A 26,153-nucleotide genomic window follows, 5' to 3' on the forward strand; every position below is an offset into this window, starting at 1 on the left:
GTAGCTGTAGCCCTGAATCCGATTCATAATAAAAAGCGTGCACCGAATGCCAGCAGAATGACTCCACCTACGGCTTCCCCGTACTCTCCGACCCAACGTCCCGCTTTACGGCCAAGCATCAATCCGGTAATGGACATGACTCCACCTACCGTACCGAACATCAGTACCGTCAGCGCACGGTCACCGGCAAACATGCCCAGCGATACGCCGACGGAGAATGAATCGATGCTGACACTAATCGCAAACAGCAGCATGCCCAGAAAGGTTTTATGATCAACGGATTTCGCCGCCTCCCCTTTCAAGGAATTGTAGATCATATGTATACCAAGAATCACAAGCAGGATGCCTCCTGCTATCGTCGCTACTCCACCTAATAACGAACCCATATAGCTGCCCATAAACATACCCGCAAGCGGCATGACCATATGGAATACCGCAATCATCAGGCTCAGCTTGAGGATATCCCACTTTCGAATGCCCTTCATCCCGATTCCGATACCCAGCGATAACGCATCCAGACCTAAGGCTACTGCCATGACCAGTATGGTTATGAATTGCCCCACCATCAGTGGTGACGCCCAGTCCATCTCCTGTCGACCCCCTGTCCTGTTCTTCATCAACATATGCGGACAAGTAGAGAATCATGACTGGGTTTGGACTTATGGCTGCTGCTACACGTGGATAATACGGTTGGCTGCCGCTTTGCGCAGCCGGTTCATAATAGCGGCCCCGATACCCGATTCGGGGCAGGCTTCGGCTACGATGAAGTCCGCGCCGGCTTCATCGAATTGGCGCAGCGCGGCGTACAGCCCGTGCGCAACGGATTCAAGGTCGCCCAGGCTTCCGCAGGCGACAACCGTATCCGCGCGCAGTGCATCGGCGTGCTCACGATAAGTGAGTACGCCTGTACGCTCTCCGCGTGCGTGGGCTTGGTCGAGCTCGCGCTGGAGGCGAGCGAGCACCTGTTCAGGAGCGCTGCCCTGAACGAGGGTCATCGCACCGCGAGGCGCGTAGTGCGCGTACTTCATCCCAGGGGCGCGTGGCGCTAAGGATGAATCCGGGTGTACAGAGGCTTCGCGCACCTCGATGCCAGGCAGCGCCATAATCAATTGCTCAGCCGATACACCACCTGGCCGCAAAATATGAAGCACGCCTCCTCCATCCCCGATCGGCGCTGTGTATTCGACCACTGTGGATTCCAGACCAACGCCTGTAGCCCCCCCATCCACAATACCGTCAATTCGACCGGCCAGATCATCGTACACATGTGCGGCTGTTGTAGGGCTTGGCCGCCCTGAGCTGTTCGCACTGGGGGCTGCTACTGGACAGCCAGCAGCCCTAAGCAGCTGCAAGGCGACCGGGTGGTCCGGCATACGCAGCCCAACCGTAGACAGGCCTGCTGTGACCAGAGGTGAGAGAACGCCTGGTTTGATAGGAAGAACGACTGTCAGAGGCCCAGGCCAAAAAAGATCCAGCAAACGCGAAACAGTCTCATCCGGAGGAGCTGCCAGCCCTGCCATTTGAGACCGATTTGCAATATGTACAATAAGCGGATTATCTGAGGGCCGTCCTTTTGCCATGAAAATCTTATTGACCGCATCTGTCTGCCGGGCATCGGCACCAAGGCCATATACCGTTTCCGTAGGAAACGCGATCAACCCACCTTCGCGAAGAATTCGCGCGGGCTCTGTCAGCTCCTCGAGCTCCAGATCGTCGCCAGTAGCTTTCCATAATTTTGTCATCGCATAGGCCTCCAATCTGTGCAGGATCCATTGTTCATGGTTCAAAATTCCTGCATGTATTCATCATAATATCTATTTGGTCTCAAGGGCTTGCCCTGTTTTTGATCTTTTAAGCAAATATCTTCTTCAGTAAATCCCACAGAAAGAAATGAATCTCTGGCTGTACTGCTTCAGTCTGAGACTGAACAAGCTTGTCCGACGGACTGCTTTTTCCTTCAGACTTTAGATCTGTCGAAGTCTTTTGTCCCACCTTCAAAGCAGGTGATCCAACGTCTGCAGCGAGTTCCTTGGATGGTTTGGCAATAACCTCAGAATCAACAAAGCATAACGGAGGGAATAGCACGCACCACCAATTTTGCCCCTCTGCCGCCCCAATCGATACACGAAGCGCTTCATAATCGCCAGCAGGGTAAATTTGACTCCCGTACATTTTTGCAGGGAAAGGTACAACTCCCAGCTCCACCTGATAAGGAGTAGTGAATCCATATTGGCCCAGAGTCTTGCCAACGATTCTATCCAGCTCTGGTAAATGGGCACGAACAGCAGCACGAGCTGCTTCCATACCCTGCGGCTCAGTAACCCACTGCTGCATTTCTTCGATAATGGCATCACGCACCTCGCGCTTGATCCATTGGTCAGCCGGTGAATCGGAATTGGCCAAAATCCGCAGACGGATCGATTCCTGAGGAATACTACCCGCTCCATTCGTCCGTTCTGCCTCAGAACCTATTCCTGATGCCAAAATGATAGAGGACTGAAGATTGGCTTCCCAGCTGCAAATCAGGATGATGAGTGCAAATATAACATAGATATGATGGCGGTAACCGTTGTTTTTTCTCATGAATGATACCTTCCCTCTCGCGTTTCGCTGCGTCTTGTTTTCTAGTAACAGTATGCACCGATACGAGAGAGGTTAAACCTATCATTCTATGATTCTAGTAATCTATCTCTCATAGATAGATTCACTCTTATGTTAATGTCAACCAAACAACTGTCAAGATGATCATCGCACGGGATAGCGGATCGCAATCACATGGCGTGCAATTCCTGCCAAATCCGGGATGATCCGAATTTCATCCCATTCTCCCGCATGGCTCAGTAATTTCGCCACCTCGTCTGCCTGACCCATACCCACCTCAAGACCAACCAGTGCAGGCAGCCGTTCCAGCTCAGCCAGCTGTGCCGTCAGTCGGCGATACAGATCAAGCCCATCTGCGCCTCCGTACAGCGCAGATCGCGGCTCATGCAGCCTTACCTCCGGCTGCAGCTCAACCTCATCCGCCTCCGGTATATACGGCGGATTGGATACGACCCCATCGAGCTGCAAGCCGCGCTCGATGTAAGGCATGAGCAAGTCACCTTCAAAGAAGGTGACTTGCTCGCCAACCCCATGGCGCTCCGCATTCGCCTGAGCCACCGCAAGCGCAGCCGGCGATATGTCTGAGCTCATGACGCGCCACTGCGGGCACTGCACAGCGAGGCTCACCGCGATCGCCCCGCTCCCGGCACCAATGTCGGCGATAAGCGGCCGACCTGCAGCTGCACCTTCGGTATCTGCCCTATGCTTCGCCTCCAGGACTTCACCAGTAGCCCCGCCTTGAGCAGGCTGCTCATCCAAGTCCGGATCTCGATCAACTCCCGATTTCACGCAGCTTCCTTCCAATCCAACAACCATCTCCGGCCACAGCTGCTTGCCGATCAGCACGATCTGCTCAACCAGCAGCTCCGTCTCCGGCCGCGGAATCAGCACCGCTGGTGTCACCATGAAGGGGAGCCCATAAAACTCCTGCTCCCCGAGGATATACTGCACCGGTTCGCCAGACGCCCTGCGAGCAAGAAGCTCTCTCCATCGAGCTTCTTGCTCCTGCGGGAATGGCTCCTGCCAGCTAAGCAGCATCTCACTGCGCGTTAACCCAAGCAGATCCTGCAGCAGCAGCTCTGCACTGTTGGCAGCCTCACTCGCCCCGTGCTGCAACAAAAAAGAAGAAGCCTCCACATAGGCTTCACGAATAGTCAACTTATGTTCGAAGGACATCTGTTTACGCTTGCTCTCCCCGATCCATCAATTCCGATTGCGCGGCAATCGTCAGCGTGGAAATCAGCTCATCCATATCTCCATTCAAAACCGCATCCAGACGATGCAGCGTCAGACCGATACGATGATCAGTCACACGGCTTTGCGGATAATTATAAGTCCGAATTCGTTCGCTGCGGTCACCGGTGCCGACCTTGCTTTTCCGGTCGCCCGCATACTTGTTCATTTCTTCCTGCTGAAACTTATCAAAAATCCGCGCACGCAGCACCTGAAGCGCCTTTTCCTTATTGGAGTTTTGCGATTTGCCATCCTGGCAAGTAGCCATAATCCCCGTTGGAACGTGAAGCACACGAACTGCTGATTTGGTTGTATTAACCGACTGTCCGCCCGCGCCGCTGGAGCAGAACGTATCGACACGGATGTCACTGTCATGAATTTCAATATCGAATTCTTCCATCTCCGGCATAACCGCTACGGTAGAAGTCGATGTATGAATCCGTCCGCCCGATTCCGTCGTCGGAATCCGCTGCACACGGTGCGCGCCGCTCTCATACTTCAGCTTGCTGTAGGCACCCTTGCCGTTAATGGAAAAAATAATTTCCTTAAAGCCACCCAGATCATTCATGCTGACATCCATAACCTCAGTCCGCCAGCCTTGAACATCGGCAAACTTCGTATACATCCGGTATAGATCGGAGGCAAACAATGCCGCCTCATCTCCGCCAGCCGCGCCGCGGATTTCCACAATGACGTTCTTGTCATCATTCGGATCCTTGGGCATCATCAGGATATTAATCCGCTCTTCAAGCTCTGTCTTACGCTCCGACAGCTCATCCAGCTCCATTTTTACAAGCTCGCGCATGTCCTCATCCAGCTTCTCGTTCTGCATTGCCCGTGCGGCATCATATTGCTCGACAACGCCTTTATATTCGATATAAGCGTCATAAGCTTCCTGCAAGTCCGACTGCTCCTTGGAATACTCGCGCAGCTTCTTTGTGTCGCTCGTTACGTCAGGATCACACAGCAGCTCGCTCAGCTTCTCATAGCGACCTGCCAACGACTGTAACTTGTCAATCATACCAATCACTCCTTATCCGTTAGTTAAGACCACATCATCCGTATAGGTTCAAATGACCAACCACTATGCTTACATCGTTCCCGCGTCCGATGCCTCGCTATACGTTGAAGCGGAAATGCATCACATCTCCGTCCTTCACGACGTATTCTTTTCCTTCCAGACGTACCTGGCCTTTTTCCTTGGCGCCATTCATCGAGCCGGCATTGACCAGATCCTGATAGGCAACAACCTCAGCTCGAATAAAGCCACGTTCAAAATCGGTATGAATCACACCCGCCGCTTGCGGTGCTTTGGTCCCCTCGACAATCGTCCATGCACGAACCTCTTGTACGCCAGCTGTAAAATACGTATATAAACCGAGCAGTCGATAAGCGGCTTTAATCAGACGGTTCAAGCCCGATTCCTGCAAACCGAGTTCTTCCAGGAACATCGCCTTATCCTCGCCTTCCAGCTCCGCAATTTCCGATTCTACCTTGGCACTGATCGGCACAACTTCCGCACCTTCAGCCGCGGCGAACTCGCGAACCTTTTGCACATAAGGGTTATCATCAGCAGTAGCCACTTCATCCTCACTTACATTGGCTGCATACAGCATCGGCTTCATTGTCAATAAATGCAGATCGCGAATCAGCAGCTTCTCATCAGCGCTTAATTCCACACTGCGCGCAGGCTGGTCGTTATACAAGGCTTCCTTCACACGCTCCAGGCATTCGACCTCAGCTGCATACTTTTTGTCGCCGCCCTTAATATTTTTACGCGAACGCTCGATCCGTTTTTCAACCGATTCAATATCCGCCAATACAAGCTCCAAATTAATCGTCTCAATATCGCTAACCGGATTGATGCCGCCGGATACGTGTGTAATGTTCTCATCCTCGAAGCAGCGCACTACGTGAACAATCGCATCCACCTCACGGATATGAGCCAGAAACTTGTTGCCAAGTCCTTCTCCCTTGCTCGCGCCCTTAACCAGACCGGCAATATCGACAAATTCAAAAGCTGTAGGCACTACGCTCTTAGGTATGACAATTTCCGTCAGCTTAACCAGACGCTCATCAGGAACCTCTACCACACCGACATTTGGGTCAATTGTACAAAAAGGGTAGTTCGCCATTTCGGCGCCTGCCTGTGTTATCGCATTAAATAAAGTGGATTTTCCTACGTTCGGCAGACCCACGATTCCAGCTTTTAAAGCCATGTATAGGACAACTCCTTAATTAAATGTTTTCCGTATCCCTAAATAGTTATTATATCGCATTTAAAGAACTATTGTCACTATGCAAAAAAATCCGCCTGAGGGGCGGAGTCAACCAAGCTTATGCCGTTATTGATTTACTTGAATGTACGCTTTATCATTTCCAAATTCTTTTTGCTAAAGTGCGCTTCCACCTGTTTTTTCAATACATAAGCTCTTAATGAATTGGCTTTGTCTGAAGCCAGCTGCACGTATTGGGCCCCGTAATAATAACCGCCCTCGATCTTTTCACGTCTGATGACCTCGCATACGCAAGGAAATGAAAAGCCCAGATCCAATTCGGCATCTACGACTGAATCGTGCCCAAGATCGAACTCGTCCCGGACAGTAAATCCAAGTCCACTCACACTTATATTTTGAACGGTCAGCCCAACAGCCTTGCTTAACGGTTGCTTTTCATTCGTATCCAGACGGATCAGCTTATGGATTGTGCCCTTTTCACTGACCTCAATCCGGGGATTGCTGCGCTTTTCTATAAACCGCTGCCGATTTTGCGGTGGGTTAATCACGATTAGCGAGCCTTCATCCTTGGCCACCACAGTCGATTGGAATGTAAAAATACCTCCCGCTGAATATACGGTCAGTTTCACCGAATCTCCCAGCTCAAAAACCTTGTATTCAGGAATTTCAATTTCCAAAATGTCACCTTCTGCATACGATAACAGACCTGTGGACACAAAATCATTTTTCTCCACAACAGTACGGCTATGAATCAAGACAGTGGACGGGTTTTTGAATATCTCATCCGTGTATTCGTAACTTATGCCTGAGGTTACAGATCTGGATAGCATCGTCATCCCACTCCTCACATTGATATCTCTGTAATTCAATCCTGATTCATGCCGATATAATAATAAAGGCCGCTCTCCGACATCAAGTCTGGAAAACAGCCGTTGCACACCGCTAGTGAAGCTTCATCGGCGGCTAGGCTGTCATAGTCTCTTCATGCAAGAAACCTTAGACCCTGAGCTTTGCGTCCTTGCTTTTCAGCAAGTTTGCCTACGGGTATCATTTGGTGATGAAAATCACAGCATTTTAGGACATAATACCTATATGAGGTGATGCTGTTATTATACGTTCTCGATTTTATCTCTGCAAGCTTTTTTCATGGAATTTACAATAAATTCATTTGTATTTGATGAAAATGTGATATAATGCTCCAAATTAAGGGGAAGGTGATGCCATGACAGCTCAAAATGATCCAAAACCCGAACAATCACTGGAAACGCATTCAATTGTCTTGTTTGATGGCGTTTGCCGATTTTGTAATGGATGGGTACAATTCATTCTACGTCATGATCAGCACGATACGTTCCGATTTGCTCCACTTCAATCCGATTACGCCATACAACTGCTAGCCTCCGGTATATTGAAGAATGAGAACGATTCACTGGATTCGGTTATACTCTGTGAAGGACGTTCTGTCTACACCCATTCTTCGGCAGTTTTGCAAATTTGCAAACGATTAGGGGGTGCCTGGCGTCTGCTCACCGTGTTCACAGCCATACCTAAACCGATTAGAGACGCTGTCTACCGATTCATTGCCAAGCGCAGGTATCGCTGGTTCGGCAAGTACGACAGCTGCATGATTCCCAGTGCAGAGATTCGCAGCAAGTTTATCGGATAATGGCATTTTCCACAGCGATTTCAAGTGATTTGTGCATAACCACCGGGTTATCCACAGCTTTATCCACAGCATGTTCACAACCGAATATTTGTTCCCTGTTTATTCACATCCCAACTGCTAGAAGAGGTGTTTCCTGTGCAAGAGCACATTGAATATATGCAGGCCGCAATTGAAGAAGCACGCAAGGCTGAAGAGCTGCTCGAGGTGCCTATCGGGGCTGTTGTTGTATGGCAAAATCAGATTATTGGCCGCGGCTATAATCTAAGAGAATCCACGCTGGACCCGCTCGCTCACGCAGAACTGATTGCGATCAAGCAGGCCAGTGAGTATTTGCAAGCTTGGCGCTTGCTTGATTGTAAGCTCTACGTCACCCTGGAGCCTTGCCCCATGTGTGCCGGGGCGATTGTCCAGGCACGTATTCCACAGGTCATCTACGGTACGGTGGACCCCAAAGCCGGCTGCGCCGGAACCTTGATGAATTTGCTTCAGGAGGATCGCTTCAACCATCAGGTTGATGTTATTAGTGGCGTCTTGCAGGAAGAATGCAGTCTGCTGCTGACGCAATTTTTCCGCAAGCTGCGGGCGAAACGTGGTTAACGTTTCTTGTGATCCGACGGTCTGCGGTTGCCTCCAGCGAGCAGCCGCAAGCCACCGCCAATAAGCAGGATCGAGACGACTACAGTTTGAAAATAACGATGAAATAATATCGAAATCTGCTCTTTAGGAAACCACCGATCCAATGCAGTGAGCAGCATCTCATCGGTCAGGTAGTAGACCCCTAGAGCGAGCAGCACCATACCTACCCATTTTTGATGATTGACCAGCCAATCGACGATCGGGACATCTTTTAACGGCTCCTGCCCCTGCTTCGAGATGTGCTGAAGCGCATCGAAAAAGCTATAAAACCAAAGAATCGGAATCAGAAATAAAAAGATGGAAAGCCTCAGTACATCGAGAATATATATGCTCAAAAAGAAAGCGATCATCAGCTGCAGTCCGCGTTTTTGCAAGCCGAGATACAGATGTCCCACTCCGGGTACAATGGATAAGAAGGTTGCAATAACTTTACTTCTCTTGCCATCCTCACGACTTGCTTGAAAATCCTCCAGAAACGTCCGGTCCAGCAGCATCTCACCTTGCCTCTTGCGCTGCAGCTGTTGGATGCAATCAAACAGACTATATAGCCAGATAATGGGCAAAACCCCTAGAAACACGATAAATCGGTCACTGTTGGTGACAGACGCAACGAATACGATCATCGTCAAGGCACCAAAAAATGCGATCAAAAAAGCCAGCCCGCGCTGCATCATCCCCAACTGCAAATGACCAAGCCCCGGGATAAAGGACAGTAGTATAGTATTTACACGTTCATTATCACCATGAGATGCCTGCGCGTTATCTGAATAATAAGATTCCTGCGCATCGTCCCCGTACGAGCTCTGCCTGACCCTCGCTGCGAACGGCTCTCTGCCCCCCACAACCGTGATGAACATATCCAGCAGGTTGATTGCCCCTGCCAGAAGAGCGAAACCGATCAGAATGATCAACGGCCCTTCATAACGATGTAATCCTTTTGCGAGCACTATCAGAAACGCTAACAGCAACGGCCCAAAAAAACTGGCTGCATAGAAAAATGCTCTGATAATCCTGTTGATGTACAGATGCCCAAGACCGGGAATTAAAGATAACAGCAGTGCGGTTATCGGATGTTTGGATGGCATTAACGATTTCCCCCTTTTTCTTGTTTAGGCTGGATGGAGTCCAGCACAACGATGGTTTTGTCCATCAGTTTTTTAGAAACGGATACAGGCTCCTGCGCTGCTTCCGACTGCGCATCCCCATTGGAAGCCCTATCTATCCCAACCGGGTGATCCACTATGGATTGAAATATACCTGAGCTCATCAGGACAAGCGTGATTACCGCAGCAACAGCATAGTGGAACAACGGAGCTCTCATCCACGTGATCGGGTTTCTTAGCTTCTGGCTTCCGAATCCAGCTTCTTCCAATGGAGCTAGTCTTGAAGCCGTAGAGCTTGGACTTATGGGATCCGCTGCTTCTATTGCCAACATGACCCTGTCTGCCAGAGCTGCTTCATCAGACAGCGAAGGATACGAGCCGACTACCCGTTCAAGGCTTTGCATATACAGCTCCATGCATGAATCACAGGTAATCAGATGCAGTTCCATCTGTTGATTATCCTCATCATTTAATCCCTGCTCCACGTAAGTCATCCACTGCTCCCCGGTATAATGCTTCATATCAGCTCATCCTCCTTCCAATGCTTGCGAATCCATTGCTTGGCCCGATACAGCTTGGACTCTACGGTTTTCAACGCAATGCCTTGCTCTGTGGCAATTTCCTGATAGCTTTTATCCTCAATATAGAAGGCAACCACCACTTGGCGGTAATTATCCGGCATCTCGTGCAAATAGTCCCGTACCCGCTGCTGAAGCTGTGTATGCAGCACTTCATCCTCTACTGTCGTTTCATTAGCCTCGTTGGGTATCAATTCTTCCAGCTGGTCCGTCAGCTGCTCCCGCTTTCGTTCCAGCGACCGTTTGTAATCAATCGCTTTGTTCACGGCAATTCTGGTCATCCATGTTTTCAAACCTTTATGCTCGTACCGAGGGAGAGAAGCATAAATTTTGAGCAGCACTTCCTGGGTTACATCTTCAGCGTCCGCAGTCGATCGAAGCACCGAATAAACAACGTGAAACAGATACGTATTGTATTTATCCATCAATAAGCGAAAAGCTTCGTGGTCGCCAGCCACAATCCGTTCGATCCATCGGGTTTCTTCTGTGATCGTTCTCCCCCTCCTCTCCATAACGATAGACGCATATTTACGCAAATACACTGCACTACGCGCCTAATTATTTTTTTCCATAACAAAAAGCCCGCTCCAGCAATGGCTGAAACAAGGCTCTAAATGAACGCACAACATATGCTTCTGGACGATTAAGAAACCTTAAACTGGGACAACAAAAGATGCAGCTCTTCCGTCATTTCGGATAAAGATTGAGCTGACGATTTTACACCGTCCGTAGCTTGCAGCTGCTGCTCCGCCGATGAGGCCACTCCTTGTGAAGCTGAAGCCGATCTCCGTGCAATTTCTGCAACCTGAAAGACGGAAGCGGTAATTTGCTGGGCTCCTGCCGACATTTGCTCCGAGGTCGCTGCCATTTCCTGAACCTGCGAGGCAATATGGGTGGTCGATTGCAAAATATGATCAAAATTAATTTCCGTCTCCCGCACCCGCTCAATCCCTGTTAAAACTTCTTCCTTCACCTTGGTCATGGCATTGGCGGAATCCCCGATTCCGTATTGAATTTCACCTAACAGCGCTGCAATTTCTCCAGATGACTGGCTCGATTGCTCGGCCAGCTTGCGAACCTCTGTCGCTACCACAGCAAAACCTAACCCATGATCACCTGCTCGCGCTGCCTCAATAGCCGCATTGAGCGCCAACAGATTGGTTTGCTGGGCAATGTCCTGAATGGCATGAAGAATTTCCCCAATTTGCTGCGATTTATCTCCCAACAGTTGAATAATATGGTCAGTTTGAACGACCGATTCATTGATCGAGCCCATCTGTTCCACGGCATTTTGAATGGAAGCACCGCCATGCTCAGCCTGCTGTCTGGATGATTCGACTGTCTCCGCAATCGAGGATGCATTTTCCGCCAGACGTCCGATTCCTGCACCCACCTCTTCCATGGAGCGTGAGGTTTCCTCCATGCTGAGCGTTTGTTCACCTGCACCTGTAGCCACTTCTTTAACGGTTTGAGCGATGTGACGGGATGCTGTTTGCATTTCTCCCGAACTTGATTTGAGCTGTTCCGCTGAAACGGTTACCAGATCAGCATGCTCATTAATTTTCAATATCATGGTGCGTGTATGCTGTGTCATTTGTTCAAATGCCGCACTCAGCTCACCAATCTCATCCTGGCGAATTAATGTGAGGTGTGTGACAGATAAATCCCCTTCAGAAACCTTTTTGGCAATCGAGCTCATTGCTCTTATCGGTACGGAAACATGCCGTGCAATTAAAAAGGATACGGTCAAGCCTACCAAAATCGCAAGTATACTTAGTGCGATAACCCAGATGACACCCGAATAATAGGAGGTGTTCATTTCTTCGCCCCATTCATTCGCATACTTCTGGTTGTTTTTGGTAAGTTCGTTGATGACTACCGTACATATCGATACCTGCTGATTCGTCTGTTGAATCAAATCCAGCCCTTGCTGACCGTGTTTCTGTACCTCAGTTAAAAGCGAGGGGAACGCAGCCGCATATTTGGCCCAATTGTCATTGAAATATTGTATAAGGCCCTTATCCGCTGTTTCGGAGCCGATGTGCTCGAGGGACTTTACTTTCCCCTGAATCTCTTCAAACTTCGCTTTTGCCTTATCCGGCTGGGATAGAGCCATATCCTTGGAATTAATGCTCTCCATCTCCCGATCAGCGCTTCGATCTTCAATATTCAATTGAATACGCAGAATGAGATCGTCAAGCTCCATCAGATCGTGATTCAGATTGCTGAGCAGAATAACATTAGGCAGTCCCACCTGAGTTGTCTTTTTTGAGGTGGTTCCCATGCTGCCCATGTTGGTAATTGCTGTTATGCTGATGGTGGACAGAAGCAATAGCACAAGCAGAAAACTAAATAACAATTTCTTAAACAGTGTAAGTTTCATCCCTGCATCCTCCGATTTTCTCTCTTCCTTGTAAGGTTCGATCTGTGATCGATTTCCCTATATGAAACAGATTCTTTCTTTCACTGGGTATTTTACCTTCTTTTCTACTTCGACAAACGCAATACAATCCTTTATAGTTCTAAAGACTCATAGATATATATACTTACAAAATTTACTGTTTATTGTTAATAGATCCTGCTCTACCAAGGTCATTCGACAAGAAAACCAAGCGTTTGCAAAACTATACAAAGATATTTGCATCTTTAGACCCAAGACAAAACACAAAAAGAGACTGCATAATAGGGAAGTCCCAATATACAATCTCTTATTATTTTGGTAAAATTAAGTAAATTATTATTGCCAATAATCTTCGTTGACCGCTTTTTTGATACGATCATTCGCTGCTCTGGAGAACGTCTTCATAACAACTTGCGCTTCTGCTGCGGAAATGGACCAAGCTTCGAACCATTTACTATCCTTGAAGAAGTTCATGACTTTTTGTGAATCATATTGCTTAAATGTACGAACGACTTGCTGTAATTCTGACGAATACACCACACTCGACATATTACCACCCCTTTAACGACATTTTTTTACAAATGTTACAATTTTATTATATCAGAAATTATAAAAAAGCAAGGGGAAATTAGAGTTGAGACAAAAAATTTTTTTTCGAATGACGATAATCCTTCTTGTTTTAATATACGGTTGGTGTACTTATATCACGATTACATATCCTTATCTCGGAATCATGTTATCACAAAACCAACAAAAGGAATGGTCCATACGTAAATTAGAAACAGATAGTGCCAGCTTAAAACTCAATTTACAAGTCGGAGATATTATAAAAAATGTAAATGGTCAAGATCCAGACACTTATTTTTCCATACGAAGGTGGAGATCCATTGATCAAGCAGACACAATCACCATTTCCCGAGATGGCAATATTTTTCAAGAAAATACAGAAAATTTAAAAGCTAGTTCAATCACAGACGCACTTCCTCAAATTGAGGCAGTCATGACTCTTTTCTTTGCAGCTTTACTCTATATAAAGGTACGTAATTCCGTATCGGCGCGTTTTCTTTCGCTGGTTTTTTTAAATATTGGCCTTATTTACGCTTGTATAGGCGCATCCCAGAGAGGAGATCCAATCGGGAAAATTTGTATAAGTAGCTTAATGATCGCCCTTCCTATTGTATTCCTTCATTTTTTAATCGTTTTTTTCAATGAAAAAGGTAAAATACATTTTTCTTCAAAAATTATGAAACCTTTGTACGTTACCATAATTACACTTTTTGTATTAAGGCTAACCTTTTTATCAGAAAACATGGCTAATTATTTTTACACAATAAATGAGAAAATTGTCATTTTATTTTTCTTGATTGGACTTTTTCTGAATTTTATTTTTCTATTATTTATTTATCGGAAACATGGCAGAGAATCAACCCCTCTCGCTACGATGATTAAGACGGTATGGTGGTCTCTCGTCATCTCGTTTTCTCCATTTGCCTTGCTTTCCTTTATTCCCCAATTGCTTTTCAGTTATGATTGGGTAAGTTCTTTGTACACTTCTATTTTCGTCTTGTTTTTCCCTTTATCTTTTGCCTATCTAATACTGGCCAAGAAGCTCTACGATATTGATCTCGTTCTTCGTCGTGTACTGTTTACAGTCATGCTTTCAATCGTCCCAAGCATCTGCTTGGTGGCTATACACACTCTTATTTTTCAGTACACGTTGACTTCACAACATATAGCACTCAGCTTTATTTTTACAGTTATGACTATCGCCTTTATCTTGTATTCGTTTGAATATTTTACGACGAAGCTGGAGTTTATTATATTTCCCCGCAAATATTACTTGAATCGTGCCATGAAAAAGATTGCCAACAACCTATGTTCGATCTCCAGCTTTCGGGAGCTTAAAGAAATGGTTCTGGTCGATATCGTCAATACGCTGCAAGTATTTGGCGCCGCTATCGTCTACAAGTATCAAGATAGGATCGAAACGGTTACTGAAGGCCAAATCTCTTTGCCTGCTATCGAGGGCTCGGCCGATGTGGAAGCGTGGAATTATCCCTCCTTACTGCGTTTTGAAATTAATCGTCATGAGGAGTACACCAGTTATCTGATAATGACCGACAAAAAGACAAATACAGCACTAAGCAAGGAAGACATGCAGTGGTTAAATTTTATTATTTCTTATCTTGCCGTCAGTCTGGAAAATATGCATTTGATTCATAAGCTAAATATGAGATTGCAGCAATTGGCTTCACAAATGCCCAGTGAACAGAGTGCGCAGGAATTGGTCTGGTTCCGTAAGCTGATGTTTGAGCTTCAAGAGGACGAGCGCAGGCGGATTGCAACTGATCTTCACGATACGACCATGCAGGATTTGTTTTTTCTCAAAAAGCGATTTGCTTCCTTGATCGAGAAACCCGAATTCCCTCAACAAGACATCGAGCAAATGAAGGGCATTCTCGATTACGTGGAAATTATTAATACGAACTTGCGTCAAAACTGCTTTGAGCTGCATCCGCATTTGCTTCATGAAATCGGACTGATTAACACACTGCGCAAGCTGGTAGAGCACGAGACTCCCATATGTCCATTCCAGCTTGAATTCATGGCCCAAGGGGCCGAAAGGATTGAAGATCGGGATCTGGATGCCAAGAGACACGTATTCCGGATTGTTCAGGAGCTATTGAATAATGCCAAAAAACACTCACTTGCTTCTATAGTCAGCATCACCTTAACAGCTGAAGGCAATAACTTCCTGCTTGTTTATAAGGATGATGGTATTGGGCTGCAGGCCCAGTCAGAAACCAGCAGAGAAATTGGATCCTCCGGAACAGGTCTTGAGCAAATGAGAAGCCGGATTCTTTCTTTAAACGGACAGTTGAACATTAGAAAGGATATGGAAAGCGGAGTCTACCTATCTGTGACCATACCGATGAGAAAGGTAGCCTGAAGATGCAAAGAAGTATACTCATTGTCGATGACCATCCCGTTATGGCCAAGGCAACGCAAACGATATTGGAGCAAATTGAACATATTCGGGTAATAGGCATCGCAGCGAGCGGCAAGTCATGTCTGGAGATGACCGCGCTTCACAAGCCGAACATGATCATACTGGATTACAACCTCCCGGATCAATTTGGAAGCAGCGTAGCCAAACAAATTAAGGATATCTCTCCAGATACGCACATTGTTATTTTTACGGGTATCGATGTGTCTGACCTTTATAATCATTTGATTGAGCTTGGCGTTAGCGGTATCATTTCCAAGGAATCGAGCGAGCGTGTGATCCAAAATATGATTCGGTGTATTATGGACGACTGTACAATGATCCCCTTGTCCCTGTACCGCGGCATGCGGCTGATGAAGAGTCTGCCCACTCAAGAAGTACTGCTAACCAAAGATGAAATCCAAATTATGACTTTGGTCGTCAAAGGGGCGACCCAAGAGCAGGTTGCTAATGAAATTTTCGTAAGCAAGCGGTCGGTCGATAATTATTTAAAAAAAATCTATGCAAAATTAGGAGTTAAATCGCGGGTTCAGGCAATGGAAAAATTTATTCAAAGCAGCTACTATACCGACTCGGATAAAAATGGATAATCGGATATTTGACCCTTACTTACGTGCGCTTATCATCATGTAGGATCGGTTTCCTTGTGAATAGGTGACCTCGATACTATTAAACCCAGCAGCCTTCAGCATTAGCTCAAATTCCAATTGATAAAACCAACGCAGTTGAATCGTGTCCTCATGCACTTCGACGAGCGTATGTTCGATGAACACTTCATATTTATTGTAATTCGTTTTGAGCTGTTCCCAATAATCCAACATAACCCGTTCGCTCAACCTGATTGTAGCCCCATCTTCACGTTGAGCCTCAGCGATGCGTTTCCATATATCGGGCTGTTCGTTCAATATATGCTCTCTCGGCACGGTTAGCGTCAAAATTAGCTGACCCCCATCAACTAAATGTGTATGCAGACGCCGCAACGCCTCTAACGCCTCCTCATGCTTCGTCAGTAGATTGAACGTATTCCCAGGTATGAAGATGGTGTGATACTGCCGTGGCAAATCTAGATTCTGCATAGGCTGATGATACAAGGTGGGCACAATTCCAAGCTGATCTGCTTTACTTCTACATACCTTCAACATATCTTCCGAGTAATCGACGCCCTCTACTTCCAGACCATCCTGCACAAAGGGCAGCAGCATCCGACCAGTGCCGCAGCCTACTTCCAAAGCTGGTCCCTGATTGTCGATCACATATCCTTTATAAAAAAGATAATCCATTACATTGTATGTATCTTTAAACCATACATCGTAATGACGCGCTACAAATCCCTGAAAATCCCCATTTGTTTGACCTTTTTCCATATCTCGGACTCCTTCGAAAATGCCTTATTGATGATATGAATGGTACAAAATCCCAACTTTATCTGTTAATATATTACCTTACGCGAAGCATAGGTGACAAGATGGGTTAGATATCGATTCAGCACAAAAAAGACGCAGGGCTACGGATTAAAAACCGTAACTACGCGTCTTTTCTGTTGATTAAAAGCTTGGTTCTCCTGATGCCAATCAATGAAAATTCTAATTTTAATTGATGTAATAAGAGCCTTTCGGTAATGCCGTTCCTTTATTTACAACCACAACACCGATGCCTCCATAAATGAAAGCCACTCTCGAGTCTTTATTAATCGCATAATATCCCGGAACATAGACACCGTTTACATTCGTTTCACCTGTTATAGGGGGAATCTTGGATGGGGTTGTGCTTACATTAGGGGTATTCAGCGGATCGGCTGCCGTCGCAGCACCCACTACATTCGGAAGCATCACCGCTGTGCATATCGCGAGCACAGCCACTTTCGTTTTAAGCAGTTTCATCCATTACCACTCCCATTCATTAAATGATTACATTCGTTCCCCTATGGGTATAGGTGATCTCCGGCTCAACATAGATGCCATTATCAGTATATATGAATGGGATTTGAAACTTATTCCTGCCACACCCTCCGACCCGTTATTCACCTTGGATATTGCGCGGGAAATAAAATGTGCATGGGAAATTAACCGCGAATATAATCAGGATAGTCCGATATGAGTCCGTCAACTCCCAGCTCTAACAGGGGTTTAACTGCACCTGGTGAACGGACCGTCCATAAGCATACCTTCATCCCTTGGCTGTGTATGTCCTCAACGATTTCTTTGGTTGCCAGACCCATGTAAGGATTGATATAGTCGGCAAAAGCTGCCAGCTCCGCAAGTTTATTTGTGACCAAATCCTTCTGATTTTCAACAAGCACTCCGATGGGAACGTTCGGAAGAATCGCATGGAACCGTTTCAGTGATTCCTGATCAAAGGATTGAATGATAATCCCGCTGGCGTTCGGATTATCCAAACCATGCGCGATTAGTTCATCCGCGAGCTTGTGCTCAATACCCGGGTACATCGAAGCCCACTTGATTTCGATCAGCAGACCTGCTTTGCCACGGCTTAAGTGCAGCACCTCAGCCAGCGTTGGAATACGCTCACCCGTGAACTTCTTATTAAACCAACTGCCGGCATCCACTTCACGGAGCTGCTCCAAGGTCAAGTCAACCACACGGCCGGTCCCGTCACTTGTACGATCAACGGTTTGGTCATGAATGACAACGAGTCGGCCGTCCCGGCTAAGCTGCACATCCAGCTCCAAATAATCAGCATTCATCGCAATGGCACGTGCAAAGGCTGCCAGCGTATTCTCGGGCGCATAACCTGAAGCTCCCCGATGTGCGATGTTCAGAACACGATTTGTTTTCATCCTATTGGATGATACCATTATTTAAGCGCTCCTTCCGTAAGTCCACCAATAATATATTTTTGCGTAAACCCATATAAAATTATAATAGGGAGCATGGAAATAAAGAACCCGGCGAATGCCAAATTGAAATTGGACGAATATTCGCTTTTGAAATTATAAATAAAGAGCGGCAGCGTCCAAAAATCGGGATGGCGGTTCAAAATAATTAAAGGCAGCTGAAAATCGTTCCAGATCCACAGGCTGTTCAAAATAATGACCGTAGCTATAATCGGCAGCATCAATGGATAAATAATTCGTGTGAACGTCGTCCATACTCCACTTCCATCGATTTTCGACGCTTCATCCAGCTCCATCGGAATGTTTTTCAAAAACCCGACACATAAGAAAAGTCCCTGCGCAAAGGCCAACGTCACATACATCACGATCAGACCATTCTGATCTAGCATCTTCAGGTTGCTCATATGTCTATAGATTGGCAGCATGACAGCTTGAAATGGGACGAATATACCGGACATCACAAGCAGATACAGGAGCTTGTAATACCGCTTGGAAAAATTACGCGATATCGCATACGAAACCATGGGGATCAGCAGCAGCATAAGCAGAATAGAAACAACCGTTACATAGACGGAATTGCCAAGAAATTTAAAGAAATTAGCCTTTTGAATGACCTCTATAAAATTTCCCATATAAAATCCGGAAGGCAATGCAAAAAAGTTCTTGGCAGTTTCAGCCGGTGTTTTCATGGCAATGGTCAAGGTCAAATACATCGGTGCTAGTACCAGGCACATGCCGACTGCCAGAACGAGATAGGAAACCGTTCGAGAGATTCCGCTTATTCTCATAGCTGTCCAGCCTCCTTCCGATTAAGCAGCTTGATTTGGATAAACGAAATTATAGCTATCATTAGAAATACGTAAATGGCCTCGGCGGTACCGTAACCAAATTTCATCTCCGTCATCCCATGCTTATAGATCAGAAAGCCCATCGACTCTGTCGCATGTGCCGGACCTCCATCTGTCATGGCTACGATATAATCAAACACAGTGAGCGCGCCTTTGATGGAAATAACCAAATTAACGGTTAACATGGGAATCAGGAATGGGATCGTTACTGAGAAAAAACGCTGCAGCGGGCTGGCGCCATCAATAACAGCAGCCTCCTTTAAATCCTTGGGCACACTGGACAGTCCAGCAATAAAAATAACCATCGGCGTTGCAATGCCATGCCAAATGTTGGTTAGTGCGATTCCATACATCGCCGTATTTTTGCTTCCCAGGATATTTTTGGACAACCAATCCAGTGAAAGTACCTCTCCCACATGCGGAAGCACCGCATAAAAGACTTGATTAAAGATGAGCCCGACCGTCAGCATACTCAATACGGCAGGAAAGAAAAATACAGATCGAAAAAAACCACGCAGCCTCAGACTGCCGCTTAGCAGGATAGCCAGCAATAAAGCTATGGACAGCTTAATGACCACGACCAGTGCCGTATAGATGAACGTAAATTGCATAGAATCGAGGAACCGGTCATCCTTCATGATATTGATGTAGTTTTTCAGACCGATGAAGCGGTAAGTCAAAGAGAAGCCGTCCCAGTTCGTCATGCTGTAGTAAAAACCCATACCTACCGGAAATAAAAAGAAAACGATATATAACAACAGGGTGGGCAATGTAAGCAAAAAGAAAATGAGACTGGCTTTATTAGCGGTTAGTGACTTTTTCTTTTTTACAGCGAGTCCTGTATGATTGACAATCTCCATAGTCCACCTCCAAGCTTTCTAATTGAATGATAGGGATAGAAAACCCCACGACTGTATATCCATCGCCGCGGGGTCATCGTTTGTACCCTTATTGTTATTGATTCAGCTTATTGTAAAAGATTTTATCCAAAGCTTTCAGATAACCATCAATATCACCTGTTGCCAACATTTCCTGAGTGGCCTTGCCTACATCTCCATTAACTCCTGGCGGCCATACCCGTTCAATTGTCGGATACACCTTGCCCGCAGTAATCAGATCGCTCAAGCTGGTAATTTCTTTGTTATTATTGGTAACTCCGTTAATCGCTGCAGGATAGCCGCTCAAATCGACGTACTTTTGAACAACTTCCTTCGAAGACATGTATTCAATGAACTTTTTGGCCTCAGCCTGGTTTTTCCCTTTGGTCGGAACTCCAATAGCTGTATCCACAGATACTTGAACCTTCGTATTGGCTGAATCCGCCGCTGGCATCGGGAACATCGAGAATTTTAAGTTAGGGTTGGACTTTTTGATCGGTTGAATAGCCCAGATGCCCGTGTACCACATCGCTGATTTACCGTTGGCAAACTCACGAAGCGCGTCATCGTACCCTGTACCCAAAGCATCCTTTTGCGAATATTTGCGAAGGTCGTATAATTTTTGGGCAAAAGGCTTGAAGGCAGCGTTATCTGTGATATGAGCCTTGCCCTTCATCACGCTATCCAGGAAGTTTTGAACATCTGGAATTTGCAGCCCCATCCGGGACACCACTTCCTGACGGATTCCATTCCAATCCTTATCATGGAAGTAGAAAGGCGTTTTGCCGGCTGCTTTGATTTTGTCAGCGGTTGCAATCAGCTCATCGTAGGTTTGTGGAATTTTCAGACCTAACTCATTAAACATATCGACATTGTAATGTACGCCCAAAGTAGCTACAGCTATTGGCACCAAATAGTTTTTACCATCAATTTTACTTAAATCAGCGAGCGCTGGAGAAACGTTAGCCATCAGGGGGCCGCCAGTCAAATCAACGACTCTGCCCTCCTTGGACATTTGCTGGAACACCGCATTGTGAGGGAAGTGGGTGAATACTGCAGGAGCATCGTCCGTAGAAACACGCATAGTCCATACATTTTCGGGATTAGGGACATTGTTCTGCTCCACGGTAATGTTAGGGTTTTTACTTTGAAAATCTTTGATGAGCTCATTAACCACATCGACCATTTCGGATTTCATCTGAAAATATTCAATTTTCGCCTTTTGTCCTGCGGGTGTTGTGCTCGGACTTTCAGCTTTTCCATCCTTACCTGCACCGGATCCGCCAGCATTTTCATTCGAGCAAGCGGTTACAATTGCTAAAGTTGAAGCTAGTAGCACAGAAGTCCATTTTCCTGCTGTATTCATTTCTATTGACCCCTTTCGTTGTCTGACCATTCAAGTATACTTAAGGGCTTTCATGTAAAATAGGAGATAGCTGACTTTTTGAATATGATAAAAATGACTATTACAGTCCGTTCAAGAATCTGTAGGCTTATTACTGTGATTGCTGCTTTTATATTTACCGGGCGTTTCCCCGAAGCATTTTTTGTACATTTGGATAAAATAGGAATAATCGTTAAAGCCCACCGCGCTTGATACTTCGGATATGCTCAGGGAAGTATCGTTTTCGAGCATGGCTTTGGCGTTGTGCATCCGTACCGAGAGTAGAAATTGTGAAAATCGCATTCCGGTTTTTTTCTTGAACAGGCGACTTAAATAAGTCGGGTCCGTATAATACATCGTTTTTGCCAGATCCTCAAGCATAATGTCCTGTTGATAATGGTGCTGTACATAGTATTGAATGTCCTCGATCATATCCGTTTTGGCTCGGTTCTGTGCCAGTCTTTCGCCGAGCCTGATCATCACCTGGGTAAATTCATCGATAATGTCCTGTACAGCATCAACTTCATGCAGGTCTATCTGCTCCAGATAAGCTTCGGCCGCATCGCTTCGTGCATTCGTCAGTTCAATGACCGAATTGAGCATTGTTGTTACTTTGGCGCACATATCATGGAGCACATTGACAGATAACGTGGGCTCAACAACATTTGCAAAAAAATGGCTTAGTGTTTCGACAGCCTCCTTGGTCTGATACTTCACCAGCTTGTGGTATAAGCCCGAAATCCATTCATCGATAGCTCCATAGTTGAAGGGCCGGTTCATAGCTGCATATTCCGCGTCATAAATGCGTTTATCCCCTGAGATCAGCCTGTACAGCAGCGCACTCTTAGCCTCTTTATAACAAGCCGTAAGCTCCTTGATATCCGTATGTACTCCACTTATTCCGACGCACACATGACATTCGCCCATATGCAGTGCATCTCGAATGATCTGTTTCAAACCTTCCTGGTTTACAGCTGCTCCTGCTGCTGAGCCTGGATTCAGCTCGTACATCCATACCAGGAGCATACCGGAATACCGCCTATCAACAATCGTAACAAATCGCAAGCTGCAGGCTGACAACGTCTTTTTTATGAGCTGTTTGACTGGCTCTTTATAATCCGCATTGACCCGCAGGATCGCAATGGCATAACCGCCGATATCATCCATGTCTACCGGATCAAGCTTACTTGTCGTACCTTCATACAATAAAGCGGCGAAGCCCTCTTCCATTCTTTTTTCCGAGGACAGCTCCGTTTGATGACTATATTGCTTCAGCAATGACCATATATGCTCCTTATCTACAGGCTTAAGTAAATAATGCTCCACCTTGTAACGAATCGCCTGCTGCGCATATTTAAAATCATCATAGCCGCTAATAATGATATTGATGGTGTCCCCATGGTGCTCATGAATGTAGGCCGCCAGTCCAATACCGTCAAGAATAGGCATGCGGATATCGGACAAGACCAGATGAGGATTCACGTTGTGCAGCTGTTCTATCGCTTCTTGGCCATCCTCTGCTTCACAGACATGAGCCTGCGGGTTCCAGTCCTGGACGATCTGAACCAGTGCTTTCCTGGAGAAATATTCATCATCGACCACGAGTATTCTCATTTGCATCCAACTCCTTTACTACCGGTATGGTCATTTCAATAGAGGTCCCTGCCTGCTGTTGGCTGCTTAGCTTGATCCAATATTCTTCACCATAAAAATTTTTGATACGGGCATGCACATTGCGCAAAGCAAAATTATCCTTGGAATCCAGGCTCGCAGCCTGAAACGGATTGGAAAAGATCTCGTTCAGCTCACCCAGCTTGTGCTCATCCATCCCCACCCCATCATCCTCGACGCGAATATGAAGCAGATGCCCCTTTTGAGTGATAGACAGGATCAGCGTACCTTTACCGCCCTTGGGCTCCAGCCCATGATAGAACGAGTTTTCGACCAACGGCTGCAGCAAAAATTTTAATATTTTGTAGGGAAGCAGCGCCTCATCAATCTCGTATACAACTTGAAATTTGCCGAGAAACCGGATTTGCTGAATCCTGATATAATTTTTGATTTGCTCCAGTTCATTGTGCAGGGTTGCTTCATCACCGGTTTTGATATTGTAACGGTACATATCGGATAAAGATCTTGCCATCGTCGAAATATCGCTGACTCTGTTCAGCTCGGCTACGGAATGTATAGCATTTAACGTATTGTACAAAAAATGCGGATTGATTTGTGCCTGAAGCATGTTCATTTCCGCCCGCTTCTGCAGCTGCCCGGAAACAATCTCAAGCTCTCTGCTTTCCCGTAGACGGTGAATCATATCGTTGTAGCTGGTGACCAATCGACTGATTTCATCAATTCGGTTCTCATGCATCGGCACCCTGTCCAAATATCCGGAGTCGACCAGCTTCATTTCGCTGTTCAATTTGTGAATCGGTTTAATAAAGCGTTTGGAAAAAAACAAGGCGAGCATGATGGCCGCGATCAGAGAAACCAAACTTAACAGCATATAGTTCCTAGTGTTATTGAGGAATGCCTGGTCAATAAGCCTTGTCGGAATGTAATGAATAACCTTCCATTGGGTCATATCGTTAACCCGTGCGCTAAATAAATACGATTCTTGGTTCATATTGAGCTTCAGAAATTTTTTCCCATTGTTCATTTGATCATTGAACAGGGCTGCAATTGCCTGAGTTTCCTTATTGTCCAAAGCTTCAGACGGAAGGTTGGAATGGTAAATGACCTTGCCATCTACGATGACAATCGTGCCCAGCTCATTGTTGGTATTGGCAATACCGCCAAAAATATTTTGCAAAGCTTTGAAGCGAATATCTATTTTCACATAGCTTTCAAACGTTTTATTCATATTGATATCCGTCAAATATCGGACAATCGATATGATTTTGTCTTTGTTGCCTCTCGTGTTGTTCTCGTAGGGAGAGGAGATGACCAGGTTGCCATTCAGCAGCTCCTGCCTGCTCATTTTCTCAATCGTCGGCTTCATTAAGGGTTCAGAGGCGGACATGCTAGAGTAAACAAGTCCATTAGGCGCCATGACGGAGATGGATGCCATATTCCCGTTCATCAGCACCAATTGATCCATCGCTCTCTGAACGTAGAGGGTATCCTCTATATGCTCCCTGCTTTCCAACTGGTACCTTTTGGTCAAAATCGATTGCAGCTTGGGATCTGTTAAATAAAAAAATGAGTTCAGCGAAGCGTTGGAAATAAAATCACTAAAGATGACATTGGTTCGATTGCTCAGCTCGTTCAGCAAATCCTCATAATAACCTCTCGTTTGATTGTATAAATTAACTCCATAAATCAGCAAAGCAGCCAGCACGGAAATCATAATAATCATAATGTAAGACATTAAGAGCTTATTTTGGAATGATTCCGGTTTCAACAATCGGATAGACAATTTCCTCATGGACGGCTCCCTTCTTGAGAACAACAGCCATCTAAAAAATAAACCTTAACTGCTGGAGTTGTCAATGACATGCCAAAAAAGCCATTCTGAGGAGTGGCTTATCGTTTCAAGCTCCAACCACTCCTCGTAATAGCTCAGCTCATCAAACCGCCATAAGTCCTCCTCTAAGTCAGCTGTGGAGTCTTCCTTACCTGATCTACTCTTTCCGATATCCGCTGCACCAGTTCAACAACACGACTCGCATAGGCCCATTCATTGTCATACCAAGCTAATACCTTAATTTGATCATGCATGACCATAATGGAAGGACCATCGATAACCGCGGATTTAGCGCAACCAATATAATCAGCAGATACGAGAGGCTCATCTGTATAACCAACATAGGGTGATAAACTTTTCTCCGATGCCTCTTTCAAAACGGCTTTGACGTGCTCCAAGCTGTAGGGCTGAGAAACCTTCACTGTCAAATCGATCAATGACACATCCTGTGTCGGAACACGGAGAGAAATTCCCTGAATATGAGAGGCCAAATGGGGAAGCACGTCTGCAAGTGCCTCACCCACCCCTGTTGTTGTAGGAACAATGGACTCGGTACAAGCCCTTGCTCTCCGTAGATCCTTGTGAGGATTGTCCAAATGATTCTGGTCAGCTGTGTAGGAATGGATGGTCGTCATCCAACCTGTTTGAACCTCAAACGCTTGATCCAGTATAAACAAGACAGGGGACAGGCAGTTGGTTGTACAAGAAGCTGCGGACAAAAGCCGATGCTTACCGGGATCATATTCATGATCATTGACCCCCATCACGATAGTCAGATCCATCTGTTTGCCTGGAGCCGTGATCAAGACATGAGATGCACCCGCTGCGATATGCTTGCTGGCTCCTTCCCTGTTATTAAACTTGCCTGTTGCATCAACAGCTAGCTGTACATCACAACGCTCCCATGGGATACGTTCAGGATTCCGTTCCGAAATCATTTCAATCTGCTGTTCGTTAATAATTAAATTTCCATCACGTACTGAGATATTGGCGTCCCATCTTCCGTGTACGGTGTCATATTTCAAAAGGTGAGCAATCGTCTCAACCGGATAAACACAATTCAGTGCTTTTAACTGAACCGTTGGCTGCTGATCCGAGCAAATTTTCCTGACCAACAGCCTTCCGATTCTCCCCATTCCACTAATACCTACACCAAGTCCCAAGTTAAAGTCCCCCTTATACAATTATATATAATACGCTTTATTTAATATTTATTGTACATTAAACAAAGTATATTGTACATAATAAATTTATATAATACGCG

At 46.0% G+C, this 26,153-nt stretch carries 25 protein-coding genes and 1 riboswitch; of the genes, 4 read left to right on the forward strand and 21 right to left on the reverse strand.

Annotation, left to right across the window (positions count from 1 at the left end):
• Positions 1 to 23 precede the first annotated feature (23 nt).
• From OB236_RS12745 to OB236_RS12775, 7 genes are all read right to left on the reverse strand, one after another.
• The gene (locus OB236_RS12745; protein ID WP_262684322.1) at positions 24 to 587 is read right to left on the reverse strand and encodes a manganese efflux pump MntP; all 564 of its coding nucleotides are present in this window, start codon (positions 585 to 587) and stop codon (positions 24 to 26) included.
• Positions 588 to 671: 84 nt separating this feature from the next.
• Positions 672 to 1,742 (reverse strand): L-threonylcarbamoyladenylate synthase, encoded by a 1,071-nt coding sequence (locus OB236_RS12750; RefSeq protein WP_262684323.1) that lies wholly within the window; start codon positions 1,740 to 1,742, stop codon positions 672 to 674.
• Between the two features lie 109 nt (positions 1,743 to 1,851).
• Positions 1,852 to 2,583: a stage II sporulation protein R gene (spoIIR, locus tag OB236_RS12755; RefSeq protein ID WP_262684324.1), complete on the reverse strand. Its 732-nt coding sequence runs from the start codon at positions 2,581 to 2,583 to the stop codon at positions 1,852 to 1,854.
• 162 nt (positions 2,584 to 2,745) lie between these two features.
• A complete protein-coding gene (locus OB236_RS12760; RefSeq protein WP_262684325.1) occupies positions 2,746 to 3,777 on the reverse strand; it encodes a N5-glutamine methyltransferase family protein in 1,032 nt (343 codons plus the stop codon).
• A gap of 4 nt (positions 3,778 to 3,781) precedes the next feature.
• Positions 3,782 to 4,855 carry a peptide chain release factor 1 gene (prfA, locus tag OB236_RS12765; RefSeq protein WP_076233562.1) on the reverse strand — a complete coding sequence of 358 codons (1,074 nt, stop codon included), beginning with the start codon at positions 4,853 to 4,855 and terminating at the stop codon, positions 3,782 to 3,784.
• Between the two features lie 97 nt (positions 4,856 to 4,952).
• Entirely contained in the window at positions 4,953 to 6,053 is a 1,101-nt protein-coding gene (ychF, locus tag OB236_RS12770; RefSeq protein ID WP_076233563.1) for a redox-regulated ATPase YchF, read from the reverse strand.
• Between the two features lie 134 nt (positions 6,054 to 6,187).
• Entirely contained in the window at positions 6,188 to 6,901 is a 714-nt protein-coding gene (locus OB236_RS12775; protein ID WP_262684326.1) for a PilZ domain-containing protein, read from the reverse strand.
• A 125-nt stretch (positions 6,902 to 7,026) separates the two neighbouring features.
• Positions 7,027 to 7,120, reverse strand: a riboswitch (cyclic di-GMP riboswitch).
• Positions 7,121 to 7,293: 173 nt separating this feature from the next.
• On the opposite strand from OB236_RS12775, the gene OB236_RS12780 reads away from it, so the two are divergent.
• Together OB236_RS12780 and tadA are read left to right on the forward strand one after the other, a co-directional pair.
• Complete coding sequence (locus OB236_RS12780; RefSeq protein WP_262684327.1) at positions 7,294 to 7,737, forward strand: thiol-disulfide oxidoreductase DCC family protein; 444 nt, start codon at positions 7,294 to 7,296, stop codon at positions 7,735 to 7,737.
• A gap of 135 nt (positions 7,738 to 7,872) precedes the next feature.
• Positions 7,873 to 8,334, forward strand: a complete 462-nt coding sequence (gene tadA / locus OB236_RS12785; RefSeq protein ID WP_262684328.1) for a tRNA adenosine(34) deaminase TadA — start codon at positions 7,873 to 7,875, stop codon at positions 8,332 to 8,334.
• On the opposite strand, the gene OB236_RS12790 is transcribed toward tadA, so the two are convergent.
• The 5 genes from OB236_RS12790 to OB236_RS12810 all read right to left on the reverse strand — a co-directional run bounded on the left by OB236_RS12790 (position 8,331) and on the right by OB236_RS12810 (position 13,004).
• Entirely contained in the window at positions 8,331 to 9,458 is a 1,128-nt protein-coding gene (locus tag OB236_RS12790; protein WP_262684329.1) for a hypothetical protein, read from the reverse strand. The genes tadA and OB236_RS12790 overlap by 4 nt on opposite strands.
• Positions 9,458 to 9,997: an anti-sigma factor family protein gene (locus OB236_RS12795; RefSeq protein ID WP_262684330.1), complete on the reverse strand. Its 540-nt coding sequence runs from the start codon at positions 9,995 to 9,997 to the stop codon at positions 9,458 to 9,460. The genes OB236_RS12790 and OB236_RS12795 overlap by 1 nt, the downstream gene beginning before the upstream one ends.
• The gene (locus tag OB236_RS12800) at positions 9,994 to 10,596 is read right to left on the reverse strand and encodes an RNA polymerase sigma factor (protein WP_262684331.1); all 603 of its coding nucleotides are present in this window, start codon (positions 10,594 to 10,596) and stop codon (positions 9,994 to 9,996) included. The genes OB236_RS12795 and OB236_RS12800 overlap by 4 nt, the downstream gene beginning before the upstream one ends.
• A 101-nt stretch (positions 10,597 to 10,697) precedes the next feature.
• Positions 10,698 to 12,437, reverse strand: coding sequence for a methyl-accepting chemotaxis protein (locus OB236_RS12805; RefSeq protein ID WP_262684332.1), 1,740 nt, complete (start codon positions 12,435 to 12,437; stop codon positions 10,698 to 10,700).
• Between the two features lie 354 nt (positions 12,438 to 12,791).
• Positions 12,792 to 13,004 carry a hypothetical protein gene (locus OB236_RS12810; RefSeq protein WP_262684333.1) on the reverse strand — a complete coding sequence of 71 codons (213 nt, stop codon included), beginning with the start codon at positions 13,002 to 13,004 and terminating at the stop codon, positions 12,792 to 12,794.
• A 760-nt stretch (positions 13,005 to 13,764) separates the two neighbouring features.
• Between OB236_RS12810 and OB236_RS12815 the strand changes: the two genes are divergently transcribed.
• Positions 13,765 to 15,405 carry a sensor histidine kinase gene (locus tag OB236_RS12815; RefSeq protein ID WP_262684334.1) on the forward strand — a complete coding sequence of 547 codons (1,641 nt, stop codon included), beginning with the start codon at positions 13,765 to 13,767 and terminating at the stop codon, positions 15,403 to 15,405.
• A 2-nt stretch (positions 15,406 to 15,407) separates the two neighbouring features.
• Complete coding sequence (locus OB236_RS12820) at positions 15,408 to 16,052, forward strand: response regulator transcription factor (protein WP_076233571.1); 645 nt, start codon at positions 15,408 to 15,410, stop codon at positions 16,050 to 16,052.
• A gap of 15 nt (positions 16,053 to 16,067) precedes the next feature.
• Here OB236_RS12820 and OB236_RS12825 read toward each other — a convergent pair whose 3' ends face one another.
• The 9 genes from OB236_RS12825 to gap all read right to left on the reverse strand — a co-directional run bounded on the left by OB236_RS12825 (position 16,068) and on the right by gap (position 26,052).
• A complete protein-coding gene (locus OB236_RS12825) occupies positions 16,068 to 16,826 on the reverse strand; it encodes a class I SAM-dependent methyltransferase (RefSeq protein ID WP_262684335.1) in 759 nt (252 codons plus the stop codon).
• A 225-nt stretch (positions 16,827 to 17,051) separates the two neighbouring features.
• The gene (locus OB236_RS12830; RefSeq protein ID WP_076233573.1) at positions 17,052 to 17,342 is read right to left on the reverse strand and encodes a hypothetical protein; all 291 of its coding nucleotides are present in this window, start codon (positions 17,340 to 17,342) and stop codon (positions 17,052 to 17,054) included.
• Between the two features lie 182 nt (positions 17,343 to 17,524).
• The gene (locus OB236_RS12835; RefSeq protein WP_262684336.1) at positions 17,525 to 18,277 is read right to left on the reverse strand and encodes a glycerophosphodiester phosphodiesterase; all 753 of its coding nucleotides are present in this window, start codon (positions 18,275 to 18,277) and stop codon (positions 17,525 to 17,527) included.
• On the reverse strand, positions 18,277 to 19,104 hold the full coding sequence (locus OB236_RS12840; protein ID WP_262684337.1) for a carbohydrate ABC transporter permease: 828 nt from the start codon (positions 19,102 to 19,104) through the stop codon (positions 18,277 to 18,279). The genes OB236_RS12835 and OB236_RS12840 overlap by 1 nt, the downstream gene beginning before the upstream one ends.
• Positions 19,101 to 20,024, reverse strand: a complete 924-nt coding sequence (locus OB236_RS12845) for a carbohydrate ABC transporter permease (protein WP_262684338.1) — start codon at positions 20,022 to 20,024, stop codon at positions 19,101 to 19,103. Before OB236_RS12845 ends, OB236_RS12840 begins: the two co-directional genes overlap by 4 nt.
• A gap of 94 nt (positions 20,025 to 20,118) precedes the next feature.
• Positions 20,119 to 21,408 carry an ABC transporter substrate-binding protein gene (locus tag OB236_RS12850; RefSeq protein ID WP_262684339.1) on the reverse strand — a complete coding sequence of 430 codons (1,290 nt, stop codon included), beginning with the start codon at positions 21,406 to 21,408 and terminating at the stop codon, positions 20,119 to 20,121.
• A 111-nt stretch (positions 21,409 to 21,519) separates the two neighbouring features.
• On the reverse strand, positions 21,520 to 23,040 hold the full coding sequence (locus OB236_RS12855; RefSeq protein ID WP_262684340.1) for a response regulator: 1,521 nt from the start codon (positions 23,038 to 23,040) through the stop codon (positions 21,520 to 21,522).
• Complete coding sequence (locus OB236_RS12860; protein ID WP_262684341.1) at positions 23,018 to 24,850, reverse strand: sensor histidine kinase; 1,833 nt, start codon at positions 24,848 to 24,850, stop codon at positions 23,018 to 23,020. Before OB236_RS12860 ends, OB236_RS12855 begins: the two co-directional genes overlap by 23 nt.
• 164 nt (positions 24,851 to 25,014) lie before the next feature.
• Positions 25,015 to 26,052 carry a type I glyceraldehyde-3-phosphate dehydrogenase gene (gene gap, locus OB236_RS12865; protein WP_262684342.1) on the reverse strand — a complete coding sequence of 346 codons (1,038 nt, stop codon included), beginning with the start codon at positions 26,050 to 26,052 and terminating at the stop codon, positions 25,015 to 25,017.
• Between the last annotated feature and the right edge of the window lie 101 nt (positions 26,053 to 26,153).

The sequence above is a fragment of the Paenibacillus baimaensis genome, from assembly GCF_025567575.1.

Excerpts from the sequence above, each read along its gene's own strand:
- OB236_RS12745 (WP_262684322.1), bottom strand. The coding sequence starts at position 587 with ATGGACTGGGCGTCACCACTGATGGTGGGGCAATTCATAACCATACTG.
- OB236_RS12750 (WP_262684323.1), bottom strand. The coding sequence starts at position 1,742 with ATGACAAAATTATGGAAAGCTACTGGCGACGATCTGGAGCTCGAGGAG.
- spoIIR (WP_262684324.1), bottom strand. The coding sequence starts at position 2,583 with ATGAGAAAAAACAACGGTTACCGCCATCATATCTATGTTATATTTGCA.
- OB236_RS12760 (WP_262684325.1), bottom strand. The coding sequence starts at position 3,777 with ATGTCCTTCGAACATAAGTTGACTATTCGTGAAGCCTATGTGGAGGCT.
- prfA (WP_076233562.1), bottom strand. The coding sequence starts at position 4,855 with ATGATTGACAAGTTACAGTCGTTGGCAGGTCGCTATGAGAAGCTGAGC.
- ychF (WP_076233563.1), bottom strand. The coding sequence starts at position 6,053 with ATGGCTTTAAAAGCTGGAATCGTGGGTCTGCCGAACGTAGGAAAATCC.
- OB236_RS12775 (WP_262684326.1), bottom strand. The coding sequence starts at position 6,901 with ATGCTATCCAGATCTGTAACCTCAGGCATAAGTTACGAATACACGGAT.
- OB236_RS12780 (WP_262684327.1), top strand. The coding sequence starts at position 7,294 with ATGACAGCTCAAAATGATCCAAAACCCGAACAATCACTGGAAACGCAT.
- OB236_RS12790 (WP_262684329.1), bottom strand. The coding sequence starts at position 9,458 with ATGCCATCCAAACATCCGATAACCGCACTGCTGTTATCTTTAATTCCC.
- OB236_RS12795 (WP_262684330.1), bottom strand. The coding sequence starts at position 9,997 with ATGAAGCATTATACCGGGGAGCAGTGGATGACTTACGTGGAGCAGGGA.
- OB236_RS12805 (WP_262684332.1), bottom strand. The coding sequence starts at position 12,437 with ATGAAACTTACACTGTTTAAGAAATTGTTATTTAGTTTTCTGCTTGTG.
- OB236_RS12810 (WP_262684333.1), bottom strand. The coding sequence starts at position 13,004 with ATGTCGAGTGTGGTGTATTCGTCAGAATTACAGCAAGTCGTTCGTACA.
- OB236_RS12815 (WP_262684334.1), top strand. The coding sequence starts at position 13,765 with ATGGCTAATTATTTTTACACAATAAATGAGAAAATTGTCATTTTATTT.
- OB236_RS12820 (WP_076233571.1), top strand. The coding sequence starts at position 15,408 with ATGCAAAGAAGTATACTCATTGTCGATGACCATCCCGTTATGGCCAAG.
- OB236_RS12825 (WP_262684335.1), bottom strand. The coding sequence starts at position 16,826 with ATGGAAAAAGGTCAAACAAATGGGGATTTTCAGGGATTTGTAGCGCGT.
- OB236_RS12830 (WP_076233573.1), bottom strand. The coding sequence starts at position 17,342 with ATGAAACTGCTTAAAACGAAAGTGGCTGTGCTCGCGATATGCACAGCG.
- OB236_RS12835 (WP_262684336.1), bottom strand. The coding sequence starts at position 18,277 with ATGGTATCATCCAATAGGATGAAAACAAATCGTGTTCTGAACATCGCA.
- OB236_RS12840 (WP_262684337.1), bottom strand. The coding sequence starts at position 19,104 with ATGAGAATAAGCGGAATCTCTCGAACGGTTTCCTATCTCGTTCTGGCA.
- OB236_RS12845 (WP_262684338.1), bottom strand. The coding sequence starts at position 20,024 with ATGGAGATTGTCAATCATACAGGACTCGCTGTAAAAAAGAAAAAGTCA.
- OB236_RS12850 (WP_262684339.1), bottom strand. The coding sequence starts at position 21,408 with ATGAATACAGCAGGAAAATGGACTTCTGTGCTACTAGCTTCAACTTTA.
- OB236_RS12855 (WP_262684340.1), bottom strand. The coding sequence starts at position 23,040 with ATGAGAATACTCGTGGTCGATGATGAATATTTCTCCAGGAAAGCACTG.
- OB236_RS12860 (WP_262684341.1), bottom strand. The coding sequence starts at position 24,850 with ATGAGGAAATTGTCTATCCGATTGTTGAAACCGGAATCATTCCAAAAT.